Annotated in this window: 19 protein-coding genes; 2 read left to right on the forward strand and 17 right to left on the reverse strand. The window is 40.0% G+C overall.

What is annotated here, in order from left to right:
• From PK1910_RS07125 to PK1910_RS07205, 17 genes are all read right to left on the reverse strand, one after another.
• Positions 1–753: an ABC transporter permease gene (locus PK1910_RS07125; protein ID WP_058948255.1), complete on the reverse strand. Its 753-nt coding sequence runs from the start codon at positions 751–753 to the stop codon at positions 1–3.
• Between the two features lie 10 nt (positions 754–763).
• Positions 764–1,717 carry an ABC transporter substrate-binding protein gene (locus PK1910_RS07130; protein WP_058948256.1) on the reverse strand — a complete coding sequence of 318 codons (954 nt, stop codon included), beginning with the start codon at positions 1,715–1,717 and terminating at the stop codon, positions 764–766.
• 490 nt (positions 1,718–2,207) lie between these two features.
• Positions 2,208–3,839: an ArnT family glycosyltransferase gene (locus PK1910_RS07135; protein ID WP_058948257.1), complete on the reverse strand. Its 1,632-nt coding sequence runs from the start codon at positions 3,837–3,839 to the stop codon at positions 2,208–2,210.
• 10 nt (positions 3,840–3,849) lie between these two features.
• Entirely contained in the window at positions 3,850–4,437 is a 588-nt protein-coding gene (locus tag PK1910_RS07140; RefSeq protein WP_008602158.1) for a DedA family protein, read from the reverse strand.
• Between the two features lie 250 nt (positions 4,438–4,687).
• The gene (locus PK1910_RS07145) at positions 4,688–5,476 is read right to left on the reverse strand and encodes an ABC transporter ATP-binding protein (RefSeq protein WP_058948258.1); all 789 of its coding nucleotides are present in this window, start codon (positions 5,474–5,476) and stop codon (positions 4,688–4,690) included.
• Complete coding sequence (locus PK1910_RS07150) at positions 5,473–6,474, reverse strand: FecCD family ABC transporter permease (RefSeq protein ID WP_021148707.1); 1,002 nt, start codon at positions 6,472–6,474, stop codon at positions 5,473–5,475. Before PK1910_RS07150 ends, PK1910_RS07145 begins: the two co-directional genes overlap by 4 nt.
• Positions 6,458–7,399, reverse strand: a complete 942-nt coding sequence (locus PK1910_RS07155; RefSeq protein ID WP_331298515.1) for an ABC transporter substrate-binding protein — start codon at positions 7,397–7,399, stop codon at positions 6,458–6,460. Before PK1910_RS07155 ends, PK1910_RS07150 begins: the two co-directional genes overlap by 17 nt.
• A gap of 165 nt (positions 7,400–7,564) precedes the next feature.
• A complete protein-coding gene (locus PK1910_RS07160) occupies positions 7,565–9,628 on the reverse strand; it encodes a TonB-dependent receptor plug domain-containing protein (RefSeq protein ID WP_058948260.1) in 2,064 nt (687 codons plus the stop codon).
• A 166-nt stretch (positions 9,629–9,794) separates the two neighbouring features.
• Entirely contained in the window at positions 9,795–10,598 is an 804-nt protein-coding gene (gene tolA / locus PK1910_RS07165) for a cell envelope integrity protein TolA (RefSeq protein WP_058948261.1), read from the reverse strand.
• An 8-nt stretch (positions 10,599–10,606) separates the two neighbouring features.
• Positions 10,607–11,011 carry an ExbD/TolR family protein gene (locus PK1910_RS07170; protein ID WP_024061527.1) on the reverse strand — a complete coding sequence of 135 codons (405 nt, stop codon included), beginning with the start codon at positions 11,009–11,011 and terminating at the stop codon, positions 10,607–10,609.
• Complete coding sequence (locus tag PK1910_RS07175) at positions 11,008–11,619, reverse strand: MotA/TolQ/ExbB proton channel family protein (protein WP_024061526.1); 612 nt, start codon at positions 11,617–11,619, stop codon at positions 11,008–11,010. The genes PK1910_RS07170 and PK1910_RS07175 overlap by 4 nt, the downstream gene beginning before the upstream one ends.
• Positions 11,620–11,924: 305 nt before the next feature.
• Positions 11,925–12,146 (reverse strand): DUF2922 domain-containing protein, encoded by a 222-nt coding sequence (locus PK1910_RS07180; RefSeq protein WP_004694662.1) that lies wholly within the window; start codon positions 12,144–12,146, stop codon positions 11,925–11,927.
• Between the two features lie 223 nt (positions 12,147–12,369).
• Complete coding sequence (locus tag PK1910_RS07185; protein ID WP_004698290.1) at positions 12,370–12,576, reverse strand: DUF1659 domain-containing protein; 207 nt, start codon at positions 12,574–12,576, stop codon at positions 12,370–12,372.
• Positions 12,577–12,801: 225 nt separating this feature from the next.
• Positions 12,802–13,548 carry a BUD32 family EKC/KEOPS complex subunit gene (locus PK1910_RS07190; protein ID WP_058948262.1) on the reverse strand — a complete coding sequence of 249 codons (747 nt, stop codon included), beginning with the start codon at positions 13,546–13,548 and terminating at the stop codon, positions 12,802–12,804.
• Between the two features lie 478 nt (positions 13,549–14,026).
• Positions 14,027–14,902, reverse strand: coding sequence for a CoB--CoM heterodisulfide reductase iron-sulfur subunit B family protein (locus tag PK1910_RS07195; protein ID WP_058948263.1), 876 nt, complete (start codon positions 14,900–14,902; stop codon positions 14,027–14,029).
• Positions 14,902–15,864: a succinate dehydrogenase/fumarate reductase iron-sulfur subunit gene (locus PK1910_RS07200; protein ID WP_008714753.1), complete on the reverse strand. Its 963-nt coding sequence runs from the start codon at positions 15,862–15,864 to the stop codon at positions 14,902–14,904. The genes PK1910_RS07195 and PK1910_RS07200 overlap by 1 nt, the downstream gene beginning before the upstream one ends.
• A 1-nt stretch (position 15,865) precedes the next feature.
• Positions 15,866–17,584: an FAD-binding protein gene (locus tag PK1910_RS07205; RefSeq protein WP_004694652.1), complete on the reverse strand. Its 1,719-nt coding sequence runs from the start codon at positions 17,582–17,584 to the stop codon at positions 15,866–15,868.
• Between the two features lie 885 nt (positions 17,585–18,469).
• On the opposite strand from PK1910_RS07205, the gene PK1910_RS07210 reads away from it, so the two are divergent.
• Together PK1910_RS07210 and PK1910_RS07215 are read left to right on the forward strand one after the other, a co-directional pair.
• Positions 18,470–19,144, forward strand: coding sequence for a response regulator transcription factor (locus PK1910_RS07210; RefSeq protein WP_004698139.1), 675 nt, complete (start codon positions 18,470–18,472; stop codon positions 19,142–19,144).
• Positions 19,122–20,537 carry a sensor histidine kinase gene (locus tag PK1910_RS07215; protein ID WP_058948264.1) on the forward strand — a complete coding sequence of 472 codons (1,416 nt, stop codon included), beginning with the start codon at positions 19,122–19,124 and terminating at the stop codon, positions 20,535–20,537. Before PK1910_RS07210 ends, PK1910_RS07215 begins: the two co-directional genes overlap by 23 nt.
• Positions 20,538–20,576 lie beyond the last annotated feature (39 nt).

Raw genomic sequence — 20,576 nt, forward strand, 5'->3', positions numbered from 1 at the left:
CTATTTTTCAATGCCCCAACGTCTATAAATCCATTTTTCGATGAGGGATACGCCCCAATCGAGCAAAAGTCCCACGAATCCAATCGTCAAAATCGCCACCATCAGAAGATCGTTACGCAAATTATTCCGCATATCGATGATGAGGAATCCAAGCCCCGTCTGGGAACCTACCATTTCCCCCGTCACCAGGAAGATCCACGCCGTTCCGAGCGCGATGTGAAGTCCCGATGCAATACCGGGAAACACGGCGGGCAATACAATTTTAAATAACAGTTCCGGCTGCTTGATACCAAAATTTCGAGCCACCTTGATGTATACGGGGTCGATATTCTGAATCGCGGACACCGTGGACAATAGAACCGGGAAAAACGCCGCGATAAAGATGATGACGATGGCCGGCGCCTGTCCGATACCAAAGAACAGTACGATAAACGGCAACCATGCCACCGGTGAAATGGGACGAATCACCTGAACGATGGGATTGATATAATTCCAAATGCCCTTATACCAGCCTAAAATAAGTCCTAAAAACACGCCGGCTACGACGGAAATGATATAGCCTATGAAAAAGCGCACCAAACTGTCCGCAACATCCTTGAATAACACGCCGTCTCCGATGAGCTCCCCAAAGCCGAGCAACACTTTGTATGGCGTCGGCAGCAAGGCTTCGTTAAATCCGCCGAGGCGAATGATTAATTCCCAAATTAGCCACGCTGCGATAAATGAGCCTGGCACATATGTATATTTCTTCATGGTCCCCCTCCTATGGTAACAATGTTTGATCTACAAACTCTGAATAGCTCGGCACATTTTTGATTAAATCAATATGTGTCATGTGATGCACGAGCGCATTGTAACGCTCCTCTGTAAGGGCTAAATCTTTAAACCCAATCACTTTGAGGGAACGTTCAATAACAGGATCCTTAAACTTCATGTATTTTAAGGAAATCTCCTTTTGCGCCTCCGGATGCTCGTCTAAATATGTACCTGCATCGAGATAAGCTTTTGTGAAAGCCTTCGCCAAATCGTGGTGTTCATCGACGAATTGACCGTTGAATACGAGGGCGCAGCAAATATTGTCATGCCATAAGTGATCAGGGTCTTCAAAGACCTTCCCAGCTCCCATTTCTATAGCAAGAGAACCGAAAGGCTCCGCCACGCTATATCCAGCGATTTGACCGACCGACAATGCGGACGGCATTTCGGGAGGACTCATCTCCACTATCTGTACGTCCTTCTCGCTAAGACCCGCCCGTTCAAGCATGAGGTCTACGAGGATTTTTTGAGTTGATTGCTTATGAGGGATAGCAAAGGATTTGCCTTTTAAATCCTGTACAGAGTTAATATCGTTATTTACAACGATAATGTTACCTTCCGTATGACCTAATGCCGCTGCGCGCACATCTATGCCCTGTTCACGAGCCTTTACACCGAGCTCAACGAGAACGGCTGCAGCGTCTACTTTACCGGTGTTGAGCGCATCCATGAGTTCCGGCCAGGAACCGTATTTAACAAGCTCTACATGAACGGGACCATCTGCTGTCTCCAGTTCCTTCATAGCAAATACGGGTAGCGCATGCGTAATCGGTAAATACGCAACGCGCACGGTTTTTAATTCTTGGGCGGTCTTTGGTTTACTGTGTTCATGATAACCATACGCTAGCCCACTTACTATCAACAGCACGATAGCAATGAATAGATACCAAAATTTCTTCATAATGTCCCCTCTTTCTACCTCACAACAAGGGGCGTTTATGACTCATATCATTTTCCGCATTTTTCTAAACCTTAGATGAAATCAGGCTTTAGAACACCTCGTCTTCTAAACTTAATATATCCTACTATATCAATATGTATTAATTATGTCAATAAATCATATTAATATTGTAGGTATTATTATTTATGTACGAAAAATGTCAATATAGACAAGATCCTATTTATTTAAATAATTATTTTAATATAAAAGGCAAATAAATAGATAGTATATAGAGGATCAACACCAGTAAACTTTCAGATAACATAAAGCTGCAAGATTTTAATTAACCAAAAACAGCAAACAACTAATTAACAAAAAGTGGTAAGGTGCTAATTAACAAAAAACAGATAGTATTCGTTGTGATATGTACCCCCCCTTTACTAGACAACCAGTAAAGGGGATACATATCATTGGATACTACCTGTTTTTAATGTTTATTAAGTTTTCATAATTATTTGAATAGAGTCTTTTTATTTAGTACGTAAACTTCAGATGTACCTGCTTCACTAGACTCAGACACATGTGGATAAATGGAGGACTGACGGAAATGCTTAATTTCCCCTTTAGGAACGATTAACATAAGTGGCTTACCAGATTCGATAATCTTGTTAAATTCCTCTTCACTTACTTGTTCCATAAGATATTTCTTCTGCCATTCAGCGCTACGTTTTTTTAATTTATCTCGATCATCCCAGCGGCTTTCATCACCATTAATCTTGATAACCTTATGGCCCGTATAATACACAACAGCCGTACTATAGCCGTTATAGTAATAGACATCCCCTTCATAGGAATCCACTACTGGAACAACATCAATATTACTACGTTGCTTAACGAATGGCTCTAAACCTTCCATAACAACTATAGAAGATATAACCATCGTACCAAGGACAATAATTGTAACTAAACGATATCCTCTTTTCGTATACCATGTATAGAACATAGCCAATATTGCCATAGCAACCACGACATAGAGCAAACAATAAAAACCCCATGGTGCGAAGAAAGAACCTGCTACATAAGCAATCCACAAAAGCAACGTCGGCCCCATAATAATCCATTTTAAGGCTCTAGATTTGCCTTTGCGAATAAGCTTCATAACGCCCAAAGCACCGATAGCACTAAATGGGACTAAGCTAACAAAGGTATATAGAGGGTATTTTGTTGCCATCAAGGTGTAGAATAGCACAATTCCAACACCCCAAGTCATATTATAGATAAACCCTGTATGACGTTGTTTAAAGCCATCGATTATACCGTAAATAACAGCACCCGTCCACGGCATAGAAGCACCAAGGAAGATAGCGAGATAATACCACCACACATTATCTTCTGGATGTTCCGACTGAGTAGCACGCGTTACATTGTGAAGTCCTAAGAAGCCATTGATAAAGTCTTGACCATGAACACTATACATGTATACATACCACGGCAAACAAACTACACAAAAGGCTAAAATGCCACGCCAATCGAAGATGGCTTTCACCATAGACCAAGAACGATTAATACCTGCAAAAACAAGTAGAATCATACCAGGCAACACAATGGCTACCGGACCTTTAGTGAGTACGCCTAACGCAGCGAATACATAGGCCACAATCATGGCATACGGTTTCTGTTCCACCAGTCCCTTGTAGGAGTAAATCATGACCATCAATGTCGTATAAAGGAGCACCATATCCGTAATAACGCCATGAGCTACGGTCCAGAACATGAGAGATGTGCCTAGAACGGATGCCCCAATGAGACCAAGTGCCCACTTACCGCTCATGGTACGCGTAGATTGATACATGGTCGCCACCGACAAAGCACCGAAAATAGCACTCGGTAGGCGCACCACCCAATCAGCAATTCCAAAAATTTTAAAGCCAAGAGCAATGAGCCAATAAATCATGATGGGTTTATCGTACCAATAAGTACCATAAATCTGCGGAGATAGCCAATCACCTGAAAGAACCATTTCCTTTGCCGTTAACGCATAATTAGATTCAACGGGATCTGTAACAGGCAACATATTATTGCCAAACATATAAAACACTAGCCACACAATAAATACGACTGGTGTTAATCGAGAGAGTTTCATAAGGGCCTCCTTATCGACGATTACGATAGTATCTAAAGCCCAGTACTACAGCTATAATGACAAATACAACGATCATAACAATCAAGAACTCATGATTGTACTCGATAAGGTCTTGCCAATTTTCACCAAGTACCTTGCCTAAGTAAACGAGCAAAATCGTCCAAGGAATCGTACCGAGTACCGTCCAGATGATGAAATGCCACATGGGATAGCGTGCCATTCCTGCAGGGAAGGAGATAAAGGTACGAACACCAGGTAAAAGTCGACCAAAAAATACAGCTACACCGCCATATTTATTAAACATCTTTTCTGCCAGTTCAAATTTATGTTCATTAAAGAATATATATTTACCATATTTCAATAATAAAGGGCGCCCACCATGCTCACCCATCCAGTAGGATACTATAGAACCAACAATACCTGCTAAGATACCTACCACCATTGTTGTATGCATATCAAATATGCCTTGAGCTATCAAATACCCCGCAAAACCAAGTACGATTTCACTTGGAATAGGCACGTTAGCATTTTCTAGAACCATTGCAATAAACATGGCCGTATAGCCATATGTTTCCATAAACGAAATAATATATTCCACTATTTTACCTCATTAAAAATCCCCATCCGGGTTCTATAATGTACTTATGCTTGTACATCATTTCGTGAAAATTTCACCCAACCATTTGGTACACCATATATTTTACCATAATAAAGAGACCCTCACCACAGGTGGGGTCTCTTTAAGGTATAAACAGTATGCAATTTTCGAAATAGCTTTTTTGCTATTGTGTACATTTCAGTAAAAACAGCTAACAATTAACTAGTATATAGCATTTAAGTTCCTCTATTTAAGCAAGACCATATGGTACACATATAGGACATGTTTCTTCACTGCGAGGACTTTGTAAAATATCCGCTTTAATACCGAACCAGTCTGCTAAATTCTCTGGGGTCATCATCATATGCGGAGTTCCATCACCTACAATAGCTCCCTCTTTAAGGGCAATAATGCGGTCACTATAGCGCAAAGCTAGATTCAAATCATGGAGCACCATAACGACCATAATATTTCGTTCCCGCTGTGTGCGTTTAACTAGCTCCATCAACTCAATTTGATGACGACTGTCAAGATAAGTAGTCGGTTCATCGAGGAGTAGAATATTCGGTTCTTGCGCCAAACTTAATGAAAGCCATACGCGTTGCCGTTCACCTCCGGATAGTTCCCCTATTTGCCGATACCGATATTTCCATACATCTGTGCATTTCATCGCCTGCTCCACAGCAGCTAAATCCGCATCAGATAGTTCCTTAAAAATCGATACATACGGATTTCGTCCGGATCGAACCAATTGCTCAACTAACATTCCTGCAGGGGCGGTCGTAATTTGCGGTAACAAAGCTATATGGCGCGCTAATTCCTTCGTATTCCACGAATGTAAAGATTTTTCATCCAGCGATATGGTGCCTTGTTTTATCTTGATAAGTCGCGCCAAAGCTTTCAAAAACGTTGATTTTCCCGAACCATTTGGACCAATGATAGATATTATTTCCGATTTATCAAAGACGATAGATTGATTCTCCAGTATCAATCGTTTTCCATAGCCTACCGTTATATTATCGACTGTTAACACACTCATCTTCGCCCCACCCCTTTCAATAGATACAAGAAGAATGGAGCACCCAAGAAGCTCATCAGTACGCCTACAGGAATTTCACCAGGCGCAATCATCATGCGCGCCAATGTATCTGCATAAACAATTAATATGCCACCAAAGACCATAGACGTAGGAATCAAATAACGATAATCTACACCTACGATGAGGCGCGCCACATGAGGCACTATAAGGCCTACAAATCCCAACATCCCCGACACACTCACCGCTGATGCGGCTAGCAAAGAGGCTAATACGAGCAATGACAATCGACATCTTTCAACATGTACCCCCAAGGTACGTGCCGTGTCATCACCTAAACTGAGCAATGTAAGCCATCTGATAGATATCATAGATCCAATAATGCCCATAGCCGTATAAGGCCAGATCATCATCACATCGTCCCAGCTGCGCCCTACAAAACCACCTGCCATCCAGCTCACCGTTCCTTGAACACGATCCGGATAAAACACGGACAAAATCGTATTAAACCCGCCGAAGAAAGCCGCTACAGCCACACCGGCTAAGATAAGGCGCAACGGATTAAGTCCACCTTGCCAAGAAATACCGTAAACCAAAAACGATGCCACCAACGCACCAATAAAAGCACCAATAGGAACAAGCATAACGTAAGTAGGCATGAGAATCATGATGATCATAGCCGCCAAAGCACCGCCAGAGGTAATACCGATAATGCCGGGATCCGCCAAAGGATTTCGCAAGATGCCTTGTAAAATCACGCCAGCTAAGGCAAGATTCATGCCCGCTAAAAATCCCACTACAACACGTGGTAAGCGTATAGTCATGATAATTTGACCAATTTTTGATGTATCGCCACCCATTATGATTTGGTATAATTCGCTCCAAGTTAATGGAACGGCGCCCAATTTCATACTCAGTAACACACCTGCTATTAACAGAATCAGCGCAGCCACAAAAACGCGTAAGCCACGACGTTCCTGCACATTAATGAGATTGTCCATATAACACCTTTTCCGCATATAATAACACTTGATCCATTCGGGCGGTCGGCACCGACGCAAACAACGGACCCGGCAAGACCTCTATATTCCCATTAGCAATAGCAGGTACATTCTGCCATGCCGGCGTTTTAAAAGCCTTTTTAAAAGCTGCTATATCTTTCTCACCGCTACTGCCATGATTAATCAAGATAACCTTGTCACAATCAAGAACGGCCATCGTCTCCAGATTAAGCGGAATATATCCATCCAAAGCATTCTCCGATACATCTTGTGGCAAATATACATCAGCCACATTTTTTGCTCCTAATCTTTGGAAAATATCTCCCACATATGTTTTACTGGAGGCTAGTTGATAACTCGTAGGCGTCCCAAAAACGATGAGAACACGCGGCGCAGACTCATCTTTATGCCGCTGTATGATTTCTGTTAGGATATCATTATATTTCTGGACCAATGCAGCCGCCTCCCTATCATGACCAGTCATAGCGCCCACATGCCGAATATGGTCCATGATGTCATCATAATTGGAGGATAGATGGTAAAAGCTAGGAATATGATTCTCATTAAATGCTTTGCGCAACGCCGTTTGAAACGGCATGGCAATGCCGATAACGAGATTCGGATCGGACATAATAATTCGTTCAATACTTGGAGATACAGCACTATTCATATTTGGATACTGTGCAATTTTAGCCTGCACCTCTGCCGGTAACTCCCTTGAATTTACTACGCCTACCGGGCTAACACCTAAAGCGATGAGTAATTCGCTATCTGCCGAAGAAATAGATACTACTCGACTTGCCACACTCGGCAACGACACAATTTGCTTCGTATCATCTTCAATCTGAATAGCACCTGCCTCGCTGAATACCTCTCGCTTGCCTTCAAAACTTATAACCGTAGTGAAAGCTCCCACAACGGCCACAATCCCCAATAAACATAATAACGGCCTATTGATAATAATCACCTCGCAGATAACTTATGCAAGCTAAACCTCATAGATTATAATTTCAAATTAATACCACTATATTATGTATGAAATACATGCATTAAAGCCTCAGCATTTCATACACACATTAATATCTCACTATTACATACGCAGGTTAAGGCCCATGCGGTAAGTGGCGCCATGAATATCTCGTAAGTCTTGTTTTTCACCAAATATATTTTCAACCCCTACATACATGGATGCATTGTCATTCAACTGACGAGTCACCATGATGTTCCATGTTTGAATGTTTTTCTTTTTCGGGATGCTGAGACGTGGGTTAACAACAATAGCATCAATGCCATCAAGGTAGTTAATGTAATAATTACCCCAGAACGCACCAGTCCAACGACCTTGATGATAATTAACACCACCACTGAATACATGGCGACCACGGTTTAACAGACGGTCGTGGGTCACGTCATTTTTCGCATCCAAATATGTATAATTGCCGAATACATCCCATTTATCATTGAGTCTATGATTTACAGATAATTCCACACCTTGCAATACAGCACGAGGTAAATTGGAATACGAAACATAAATTCGGCGATTTGCCATATCAATACGATTAGCACCGCTTTCAATATAATTTTTAATAACATTGTGGAAATAGGACGCCTTAACATTTGTCCGTTTCCAATCTTTTTCTACAGAGAAATCAAAGTTATATGAGCTTTCAGGTTTCAAATTAGGATTACCTTGCAAATATATATCGAAAGCTCCTAATCGTCCTCTCGGCACATTAGATGCCATAAGCCAATGATGATACATTTCCGTCATACCAGGTGTGGAATAGCCTGCACCATAATTCATTTTAAAGCGAAGACTATCATTTGCTTTATAGGTAACACCAATCTTAGGCGACCAATGGCTATCAAATGCATTTGACGTATCGTAGCGAACAGCAGGAATAATTACCCATTTACGACTAGGTTTCCATTGATGTTGCACAAAGTAACTACCGTAATTAATGGTTGCCTTACCCGCGGTATCTGTAATACCTTCTCGAGTTCTTGACCATGCTATGGAGCCATTATTAATACGCGTACTAATCGCTTCTTGACGACGGAATTGAACGCCATACGTCAAGAGATTCTTCTTATCAATTGCCGTGTTAACCTGTGCGTCTGTAATCCATTCTTTATTATAATATTCATCCCAAATGGATAGTTTTTTTATGCCACCCGTGCGCTTATATTGATCATAAGTGTCTTTGTAATGATTGTAGTAAGACTGCACCATAAGCGATGACCGACCGCGACGGCCATTCCAACGAAGACCTGTGCTTGTAGTAGTCGTATTTTTATCAACCGATTGAGTTAATGCGCTACCCTTTTTCGTATTCATATCCAAGTCTTCAGTTTCTCGATCTATAAAGAAGGAAAATTTATCCCTTTTTCCCGCTTGATAAGATACGTCAAAATGAAGCGGTATTCGGTCACCATGATAATTATTATCCGAGCCAGAATCATTATTACCCGCTATATTCCTGCGAATACCTGCACCAATCGATCCGTTCCACTTTCCTTTTTGCCCACTACGAGCCAATACATTGAAGTTATATCCTGTCGCACTCGATGCATCACGACGAGAAATTTCAGTATTAACCTCTACACTTGGCTTTCTAGATTGCTTTGTAATAATATTAATAACCCCACCATTCGCCTCAGAACCATAAAGGGCACTCGACGGTCCACGAGTTATTTCGATGCGTTCCACATTATCCATGCCTTGGCGAAGCCAGCCCATGGCGTTAGCTCTCGTTTTCGTCAATTCTCCCGTAACACGTCGTCCATCAATAAGAATTAATGTATGACGAGATTCGGCACCACGCATCGTAATATTTTGTCCACCGTGGGCATCGGTGCTGAAAGCAACGCCTGGCACACTTTGTAAGGCTTGCTCTAAATTACGATATTGGCGATCTTTAATTTCCTCTTGTGAAATAATCGTTGTCGCGATTGGCACATCGCGAACTAATGCCTCCGTACGAGTAGCCGTAACCGTAATATCTTTCATGCGTCTTGACTGCTCATCACTCACAGTATTTTGAGATTCATTCACACTATCTACACTTGTAGAACTATTATTTTCTGCACCTACCACACCTGCAACAGACGTTAGACATACAACACACAATAGTGCTGCCCATGACTTTTTCATCACACACCTCCAGAAAATATATTAGGGCTCTAATAGTATAAAACGATATCTAATCTCAATTATATATTCATCAGGAATAACTATCAATATTATTTTATGTTATCAAAGTAATATATATACATATAAAAAAACTAGTATCCATAAAGATACTAGTTTTTCATTATACTTATAAATTATAGTGAATTGTGATATCTGCATATTGTTGTGTACCTGTAGAATTTTCAGCACCGCCCACACTATAAGCATATTCCCTAGCATGTTCTGATAACATAGGGTCATCAGAATTAAGAATTTCCACACTGGCAACACTACCACCTGGGGCAAAATAAATCCTTAGTGTCACATCACCTTGAATCCCCATAGTGTATGCATCTGTAGGGTAATTACTATTAATTGCACTTTGTAAATTACTCCAATACCCATCATAGCTAAATACGCCGCCACCGCCGACATCTGCTTCAGTGCCTCCGGTACCTTCACGATCGCTAAGCCCTTCTCCACTTCCTGTTGATGCATACCCAATTCCAGGACCTTCAGGCCCGACAAGTCCACTCCCCGTATTGCTACCGACAGAAGATTGTTTAATAGTACCTGTTTCACCAGCACGCGCTTGTTGACTGGACGGACTTACATCACTTTTTGTAGGAACAGCAGAGTTCCCATTTTGTCCTCCGTGACCGGCTCCACCGTTATCAGGTTGAACTTTATTATTTTCCAATTCTTTTTGGTATTGAAGTTCATGAACCTTCTCTTCTTTAATCTGCTCTTTAATTTCTTCTACTTGTTTCTCCGCTTCCTGTTCCGTTAGAAAATTAATTTGCAAAGATCCGATCATTTGAGATTCGATGTAATCAGAAAAGGAAATAAAAGCAACACCAACCATAATAATACTGATAATAGTGGCAATAACAAAGGCTTTTTTATAGGTCATATGTGGATATTTCCACACATCTACATATTTTTTCAGCATAGCATCACCTATTTATTAACAGTGGCAATACTAATACTTGCAGCGCCGGCTACTTTCATATCATCCATTAACTCCACGACCTTGCCATAGCTCAAATCCTTATCGGCACGAATAAGGAAATTTTGATTTTTATTCTCTCCAATCTTGGCTTTCACAGAGCTAATAAGCTGTTCTTTCGTCACATACCCATCATCTATCATCAGCTGCCCAGATTTTTCAAAATCAATTAAAACCGGGCGCAACTCAGCGGACTGCTGCGTTTTCGTTTTTGGCAGTATAATAGATAAGGATTGTTGTGGAATTGTATATATGGTGCTAATCATAAAAAATACGAGCAAGAAAAAGATGATATCAATCATAGGAATAACCATTAAAGTAGGCTTTTCTCCCTCCATACGACTCATTCGTTTCATGCAGCATGCCCCCGATCATAAGAATCTAAAACACGAGAAAATGAATCTTCTAAACGAGATATCGTCATGCGTACATGATGGGTAAATGCAGCATGGAAACATAATGCTACAATAGCCACGCAAAGCCCGGAAGCAGTTGCGACAAGGGCTTCCCCCACACCACCGGTAATAGCAGTAGGTACCGCACCGTCAGCACCGAATACCTGAAAGGCACCAATCATACCCGTTACAGTACCAAGTAAGCCTAATAATGGTGCTATCGTAATAATGGTAGAGAGCCAATCAAGGCCACGAGAAGCGTGCGTATAAACATGAGCCACCATATCCTCCATTTTGGATTGCAATACATTACGATTCTGACACTGTCCAAGCACGCGAGGTAGATTATACGAAATATTAGCTGTATATTTAGATTCTAAGCTAGTTAATAAGGATTGCCAGTTCATTTCGCTCTCTTCTAATGCATCATTCAGAGCAAACATTTCCCGCTTCAATTGTCGATAATAAGCTATACGTTCAATCGCTATAGCTACGGCAATGATAAGGGCCACTAGTAATGGCCACATAACAAATCCACCATGTAAGAATAATTCCCAAGCCTCTTTCATCGTAAACCTCCTTTATTAACAGCTTAATTCTATAAACTTATTTTCTCCCCTACTAAACTAGTTTTAAATAAATCAAGTTACATCAAAACGATAATTAAAATCACTTAATAAGTCTACCATATCATACTATATTTTCCAACATCATATAAATACCAGTCATTATAAAGGATATTATAAATTATAAACCTGAAATAAATTTGAACTTACGTCTCAATTGCAACGCAAAAAGAGACCTTGCTTTGATCAAGGTCTCTTTTTATTAAATTATATTTCCACTAACAAAATCACATCGTACATAATCAGTACTATTGCAATTCAGTAGTTTGTGTCTTTACTTCACGAGCCGTAGTAAATGCTGCTAATTCTGCATCACCAGCACCAAGAATGACTTTGTTAGCCACTAACGCATTAGCCGCTGTTTTAGCATCTTGTAAAGTAATTCCAGCACGAGGAGCACTAATTGTGACTGATGTGCTTTTACCACCGACCGTAGAAAATGTAAGATATACAACGCGTTTTTCCGCCATGTGGGCGCCTCCTTTCACGTTTCATAAACAAGTTCATCGAATCTAAATAGACTATATAAACAAGTTAAATTACAAATATGCCTATCTTCGATTCATATCAATAAGGATGGGAATGTGTGGACTTGCTATTTCTACACCTTTTTACGACTATATAAGAATGTACGAAACCAGCAATTAAAAATGTGTTTGGATCACCTAAAACAAAATGGTAGAAAACCTACACTTAATGTCCTAAGGATACTTCATTGACGCGGACCACGTCGGACAAGCTGTGGTCATACAAGGCTGCCAGCGCATTACCAACGGTTTTCACATGATCGTCAGACGCTTCTTCCGCAACACGAGTATAGGTTACGTCTTTGTACTTCGGCGCATCTTCGGTACCGATGTTAAAACGCAACACCAATTTAGTGCGTTTAATATTGGCCATCGTATCACCTCCTTTCACCCTCTTATATTCCTGAGGCCCTCATTCGACAACCCTCTTACCGTTATTTAAGGTACTTATGGTGAAAGTAGCTGAACTCTGACTGTAATACTATGAATTGAAATAGAAAAAGACCTCTACCTAATGTTATCTAGAAGCTTATCAATCTAGATAACACCGGTAAAGGTCTATAAAGTGCTCTTACTACGAGTACTATCCATATACATATTATTCGGTTTTCAAAGCCAACATAAAGTCATATGCTTTAACAGCGGCTTCAGTGTCCACAAAATGTAGAGGATTTAACATACGACAGAATTTAAAAAGATATTCATGTCTACGCAAAATGTCTTTTATATGTAGCACTGTCTCACGGGCTGTACAGGCTGAGCTATAGCCATTCATCATAGCATATAGATAAGAAATAGGTAAATTATCCTCTCGAAAGAAGCTGTGAACAAAGATGAGTAAATCCCATCCTTGTGGTGTTAACTCAGGCCAACGGCGAGTATTCTCCCAATCGAGTAATGTGATCTTATCTAGTTCAGGCTCATATGTAATGTCGCGCATAGCAGGACGACCATGACTCAAACCATAATCATGCAAGCGACCCAATGTCTTGCCAAACATATAAAAAATATGACTTAACATATCTTGCAAACTATCATCCTCTGGATGTTGAGCAGGCAATTGGCTATAATATGTTAACGTTTTGCCACAATCTTCTGTAACAAAATAATGTTCTCTAAAACCAGCAATAACAGGAGCTACTGGTAATTGCGTATTCACAAAAGAAATCTTGTAAAACTCATAATCAAAAGAAGCTCTAGGTGCGGGCTTAATCCAACTAGAGCGATGGTTACTTATATCCTGTTTTACAAAGTACTGTTTGTTGTTAAAATCCACAGAAAAAACACGATGTTCTGTCTCTTGATCAATCATTCGATCGATATATTCTAATAGCATATCATTCATTATTTTCCCCCGTATATACACTCTATAATGCTAATCGCCCTCTCAAAGCATAATAACTAGCATTTCCAATATAATATCTCCCAAATTTATATTGTATAGTCTAGTATGTATAGCATTATAATAATTTATGAATTACAACATATTAGCTATTACTCATATAAGTGTATACAATTTATGTACTTATTATACTACAATTATCAATCGATATCAAAATCAAATTTATTTATAAAGTTAGTATTTTACTGTATTTATTTTACATTTATCGGTTTATATATATTTCACGATTAATATTTCAGTACACTTAAATCCAAATCTATTACTATTACTATTACTATTACCATTAACATTACTGGAGCTCTATTTATAGAAAAGAAAAACCCCCTAGCCTAAGCTAGGGGGTTCTTCTGGTAATTATGATAATAGGTTTAGATTCAGACTACTATATAGACCAACTCTGATCATGTCTAAATCAAACGAATTAACCTACGAATTTTGTCACTGCTGCAGTGTCAGTTAAGTGACGTTTAGGCATGCCCATTTCAGCAGGGGAAATGCCAAGAGCAAGACCTACTAATTGGGACATATGCAAGATTGGCATATCTTTGCCGCCGCCTACAACTTCTTTTGCTTCTTTTTGGAACATATCAAGTTGCATTTGGCAAAGTGGGCAAGGAGTAACTACGCAATCTGCGCCTTCTGTAGCCGCATCTTTGTTGATAGAGCCAGTCATTTGCATTACGGAATCATGTGCAGGGTATACAGCATGGAAACCGCAGCAATCAAGTTTACGGGAGAAGTCGATTGGTGTAGCACCGATAGCGGAGATTAAATCTGCTAAAGATGTAGGCATTTGATAATCTTCGAAGCCCATTTCAGTTTGAGGGCGAAGAATATGGCAACCATAATATTCAGCTACACGTAAACCAGTTAAAGGTTTAACAACTTTAGCTTTCAATTTATCCAAACCGTAATCGCGGATCAATACCCATAAGAAATGAGTAATATCAGTTGTACCGCGGTATTGTTTACCGATTTGAGCTAATTTTTTATTAACTTCGTTCTTTTCTTTTTCGTTTGCATCAAGTTCATTTTTAGCTTCACGAAGCATCAAAGTACAAGTGTTACATACAGTTAAAAGGTTCAAACCTTTTTCTTCTGCCAATGCAATGTTACGAGCATTTGTAGCAAGTGTAATTTCTGGAGCGATGTCTTGAACGTGGGACGCGCCACAGCAAGTCCAACCGTCAAGTTCTTCCAACTCGATGCCTAATTTTTTAGCTACAGCAACTGTTGCTAAGTAGTCTTCTTTGGCAGCGCTTTCAAGAACGCAACCTGGGAAAAATGCGTATTTCATTATTTGCTTACCTCCTCAGCTGCTTTCATAAGTCTGCGAACACCATCAATACCATTTACAGGTTTTTGAGGTACTACAAGTTCGAATGGATTGATTTTGCTGTGTTTCCACAAACGTAAAGCATAGAATGCTTGTTTAGCGGAATCAACAACACCATCAGATTTCAAGCTCATAGAAACTTCTTTCAAGCGACCAGTTTTGTAAAGGTCCTCTTTGAAAGCAACTGCATGGCGAACGCCTTTGCTGTTAGTAAGACCAGCTTTTGTAGCTTCTTTACGCAAGTTGGAAATATCTTGAGCAGGTTTTAAGTGTTTAGGGCAACGGGAAATACAGTTCATACAGTGAACGCATTTCCAAAGACCGTTGTCGAATGCAGGTTGAATGTGAGCCATAGGTGCATCATCACGGCTATCCAATACGAAACGGTTAGCTTTAGTGAATACATATGGTTCCAAGAAATCATCTTCACGAGCAGTCAATTTGTTACATTCGGATGCGCAGCAACCGCAAAGAATACATTCTGTACCGGCAACGAATTTTTTGAAGTCTGCCGGAGTTTGACGAACGATTTTGTCGCCTTCGTTGAATTCAGCTTTAAGGAAAATCCAAGGAGCAACTGTTTTCAAGCGATCAACTTTGGATTCCCAGTCAACAACTAAGTCACGGATAACACGGAAGTTGCCGATTGGAGCGATTGTCAATTCGTCTGTGCCATAACGTTCTGTTAATTCATCGATTTTAGATTCACAGCCGAGCATCGCTTCGCCGTTTACACGAATGGAGCAAGCGCCGCAAACTGCGGAACGGCAAGCTGCCAAGAATGTCAATGTTGGATCCTGTGTATCTTTAATTTTTTGAAGGCCCCAGAGGATTGTACGGTCAGGTTCGTAATCAAATTTGAAAGTCTGTACAAACGCGCGACCTTGTTGGTAACGGTGAATATGGTAGGTGATTTGTCTCATCTTAGTACTTCCTTTCTTGTGGTTCGTATTTAGTGAACACTACGTCGCGTTCTGTTAATTCGTATTGACCGTCAGCACCTAATTTGATCAAAGAATGTTTTAAGTATTTTTCATCATTACGTTTAGGATGGTCTTCACGAATATGAGCACCACGAGATTCACGGCGGTGTAAAGCGCCCATAGCAATAGCTTTTGCTACTGTTAACATGGAGCCGATTTCACAATAGTTTACGAATGCCATATTGTAAGTACGTTCAGGGTCACCTACATAGCAAGTTTTATAATCTTCAATCAATTGTTCGATTTCTTTTAAGGCTTCAGTAATACCTTCTTCATTACGGAAGATACCTACTTTATTCCACATTGCATCAGCCAATGCATCGCGGATTTCTACAACCGGACGACCGCCTTCACGGGATGTTACTTCTGTGAAACGAGCTTCCCAAGCTTTTGCAGCTGCAGCAAGTTCCGCATCTACGTTAGGTTGTTCATGTGTTTCAGCATAATCAGCTGCGCCAGCACCGGATACCTTACCGAATACTACACCGTCTGCCAAGGAGTTACCACCCAAGCGGTTCGCACCGTGGATGGAGATACAAGATGCTTCGCCAGAAGCGAACAAACCAGGCAATTCACATGCACAAGTTTTGTAATCCACTACGTCGATACCGCCCATTGTATAGTGACATGTAGGACGAATAGGTACCGGTTGAGTCAATGGATCGCAATGTTCGAAGCACATAGCTAAGTCGCGGATACCATGAAGTTTTTCGATAATAACTTCAGGGCCCAAGTGACGAAGGTCAGCTACTACATATGCGTTAAGGCCAGAACCGAAACCACGACCTGCAGCGATTTCATCTTCGATCGCTTTCGCTACAACGTCACGAGATGCCAATTCCATTTTGTTAGGCGCATATTTTTTCATGAAACGTTCGCCTTCAGCGTTAAGAAGGTAACCACCTTCACCACGAACCGCTTCGGACATCAAGATACCAGTACGACCAAGACCAGTTGGATGGAATTGGATCATTTCCATATCTTTCAAGCCGTTACCAGCGCGGAATGCTGCTGCCATACCATCGCCTGTGGAAAGGAATGGGTTTGTAGTACGAGTCCAGAAGATACGGCCTGCACCACCAGTAGACAAGATAATAGCTTTCGCTTTAATTTGTTCTACGCGACCTTCTTTCATGTTCCAAACTACAGCGCCACCAACGTGACCTTCTGCAGATTTAACAAGATCTAAAAGATACCATTCTTGTAAGAAGTGTACGCCTTCTTTCAAGCATTGTTCGTAAGTTGTGTGCAAAATAACGTGACCAGTTTTATCCGCAGAGTAGCAAGTACGTGGATAGGATTGACCACCGAAGTTACGTTGCGCAATTTTATTCTCTTCAGTACGGGAGAATGGAGCACCCATGTGGTCCATTTCAAGTACGCCTTCTGGACAACGAGAGCAGAAGAATTCGATTGCATCTTGGTCGCCAAGATAGTCAGAACCTTTTACAGTATCGAAAGTATGAGTTTCAACTGTATCTTCAGCTGCAACGTTGTTCAAACATGCATTTACACCGCCTTGCGCCATTGCTGTTGCAGAGCGAGTTGGGAAAATTTTAGTAATAAGAGCTACTTTTAAGCCTTTGCGACGACCTACTTCAAGAGCCGCACGCATGCCGGCGCCACCGCTACCTACTACTAGAACATCAAACTGTTCCATAATGACCTCCTCATAACTACCTATTAATAAGAAACCTGTTAGACTATCTCATTTCAAAAACTTATAAAAATTTTTGATAACCTAATCATTTTTCTTTCAAGAAAAACCCCATACTTATGCGATTTTTCTTATTTCTTTACCTATAATTATAGAGAGCATTTCAGGTCATGTCTAAACCCTATTATGCATAATTAATTTTGATTAATCTAATTGATAATTTATTTCACTTAGCATTTTTAAGGTAAAAAGAGGAGTCAAAAAATTACCTATATGAATAATTTTTACAAGAAGTTAAGGATTTTACGAAAGTAGTTCGGTTCCGAAATTTTTCTATGTTTTTATTTCCTTTGGTATCTATAGAATTCGCATAAACACTAGCTTTTTAATTATTGCTAACCATTCCTAATAATTAATATCCATTAAATTCCTACTAAATCTACCTCGAATTTAATCATCGAAAATTATCGTATTTCTCCGTTCATAACAAGCATTTATTTCTGTGATAATAATTATCATAAGTTTTTTTAGTGATTTATCGCACATCATCTAAAATCGATAAAATCACCCTCATCTATGCGCATACGGCAATCTTCGATATAGTTAGATTTTATTCATTAGCAGAATTCATTAAGTTTCAGTCTTTCACCATTTTTAAGGCTTTCAAAAATGAAGAAAAGTCTTGTAAACTCGCATGTACATTCATCTTTTGCTCATTACTATTGTATAAGGTATGATAATAGATAAATAAGTTATATAATATTATATATATAGTCACCTTATATGGTGTTGTGGCTTTCAAAAAAAGAAAGTTTATATATATATAATGACTATAATTAATGTAGTTGGAGAGCTATATTTTTAAATCATACATAAGGAGAACAGAGAATGAAAATTTTACTTGTAGAAGACGAAGAAATGCTGAATGGTATCACGGCTAAATATTTACGTGCAGAAAATATGACAGTTGATACATGCTTCAATGGGCAACAAGCGATCGATTACGTTAACACATCTAGCTATGACGTTATCGTAATGGATATTATGATGCCAATCCTCGATGGTATCAGTGCTCTTGCACAAATGCGTAACGACGGTAATACAACACCTGTATTGCTTTTAACAGCAAAGGATTCCTTACAAGATAAAGTTACAGGCCTTAACACTGGTGCAGATGATTATCTTGTAAAGCCTTTCGATCTTGAAGAGTTAACCGCTCGTATTTATGCATTGGCTCGTCGTAATGCGCGTCATGCACAAAACGATATCCATGTAGGTCCACTTACCATCAATGTTCCTCAACGTACTGTTAAACGCGACGGCGAAACAATTACATTGACTGCAAAAGAATTCGACCTATTATTCTATTTAGCAAGTAACGAAAATATCGTATTATCTCGTCAACAAATCCTTGACCATGTTTGGGAATACGATTATGAAAGCTACTCTAACCTTATCGACGTATACATTAAAGATTTGCGCAAGAAAATTGATACTGATGAGAATGTAAAACTCATTCAAACGGTTCGTGGAGTAGGGTATGTCCTCAAAACAGAAAACTAATGATCCTCACCGAGATCTAGATACCATGTCTGGGGCAGCCACCGATTTATTTAATCGGCTGCCCCTAACCTTTAAAATTATGTCTTGGTATACCATCTTTTTGCTTATCATTTTGATGGTTGCATCCGCATGGATTTACGCATATACACATGAATCCGATAACAAAGAAGTGCGCGAACGCTTACAACAACAAGCGATGATTATGGCTACGGATATCCGCAAGTTTAAACCGTACCAAGATAATACATTCTTCTTTGTATCAACTCAAGATGGCTATATTATTAAAGGCGCCTTGCCAGATGGGTTTCCAAACCAAACAATCCTTTCCTTAGGCCAAGTTGGTGAAATTGCTGCTGGTGATGATACCTTCTACTACTACGATACTCCGGTCAACGAACCGAACTATCGTGGTATTTTGCGTGCTGTTACAAAAGTAAAAACAGCCTCTAAAAAGACGGAAAACCTTTTATACAGCTTACTGTTAGGGAATATCATTTTCTTACTAATTTCCTCCCTAGGCGGTTATCTTTTCATCAAAAAAGGACTTAAACCGGTCCGAACTTTGACGAAAACAGCTAAAGTCATCGGTAAGAACAACGACTTGAGCCGTCGTATCGACATTCCGGCTCGCACAGCGAGAGATGAAATCTACGAACTAACTACAACATTTAACCGTATGATTTCAGGTCTTGAGGATTCTTCCAATCGTGAAAGACAGTTTAGTTCTGACGTATCTCACGAGCTACATACACCAATTGCCGTTATTAAAGCAGAAAGTGAATTTGCTCTAAAATACGGTCGTACAGAAGCAGATCTACGGGAAGGTTTAACACATATCTTAGAGCAAGCTAAGTTCATGACTAACCTCGTAAGCCAACTGCTTGATGTAGCCCGCCTTGAAAATGCACAAGGTCTAAGCTTTGCACCTGTCAATGTATCATTGATGTTATCCAATATGGTCCACGACTATACAAGACTCTGTACAGAAAATACAGATAAACAGATTACGATTACATCTCATATTGAGCCTAATTTACATATGAATGCTCACGAAGTATCATTACGTCGAGCTATCACAAACCTAGTGGACAATGCCATTAAGTTTACAAACTCTACTATTGATATTTCGGCTAAACTAGTAGGCAGGGACTTAGTCATTACCGTAACAGATAATGGTATTGGCATCGAACCTGAAGCTCTGGATCATATTTGGGATCGGATGTATCAGACGGAACAATCGCGAAATAAAAAGTCTAATCACGGCATCGGCCTAGGCCTATACTTTGTAAATAAAGTTATTAACTTACACCATGGTACAGTAACGGCCACGAGTGAACCACAAGTAAAAACTACATTTACCGTGCGATTGCCGTACAATACAAGGGAAGAATAACATAAAAGGGACTGACCAATGGTAGTCCCTTTTCTATAT

The sequence above is a fragment of the Veillonella parvula genome (genome assembly GCF_036456085.1).
Classification (GTDB): Bacteria; Bacillota; Negativicutes; order Veillonellales; family Veillonellaceae; genus Veillonella; species Veillonella parvula_E.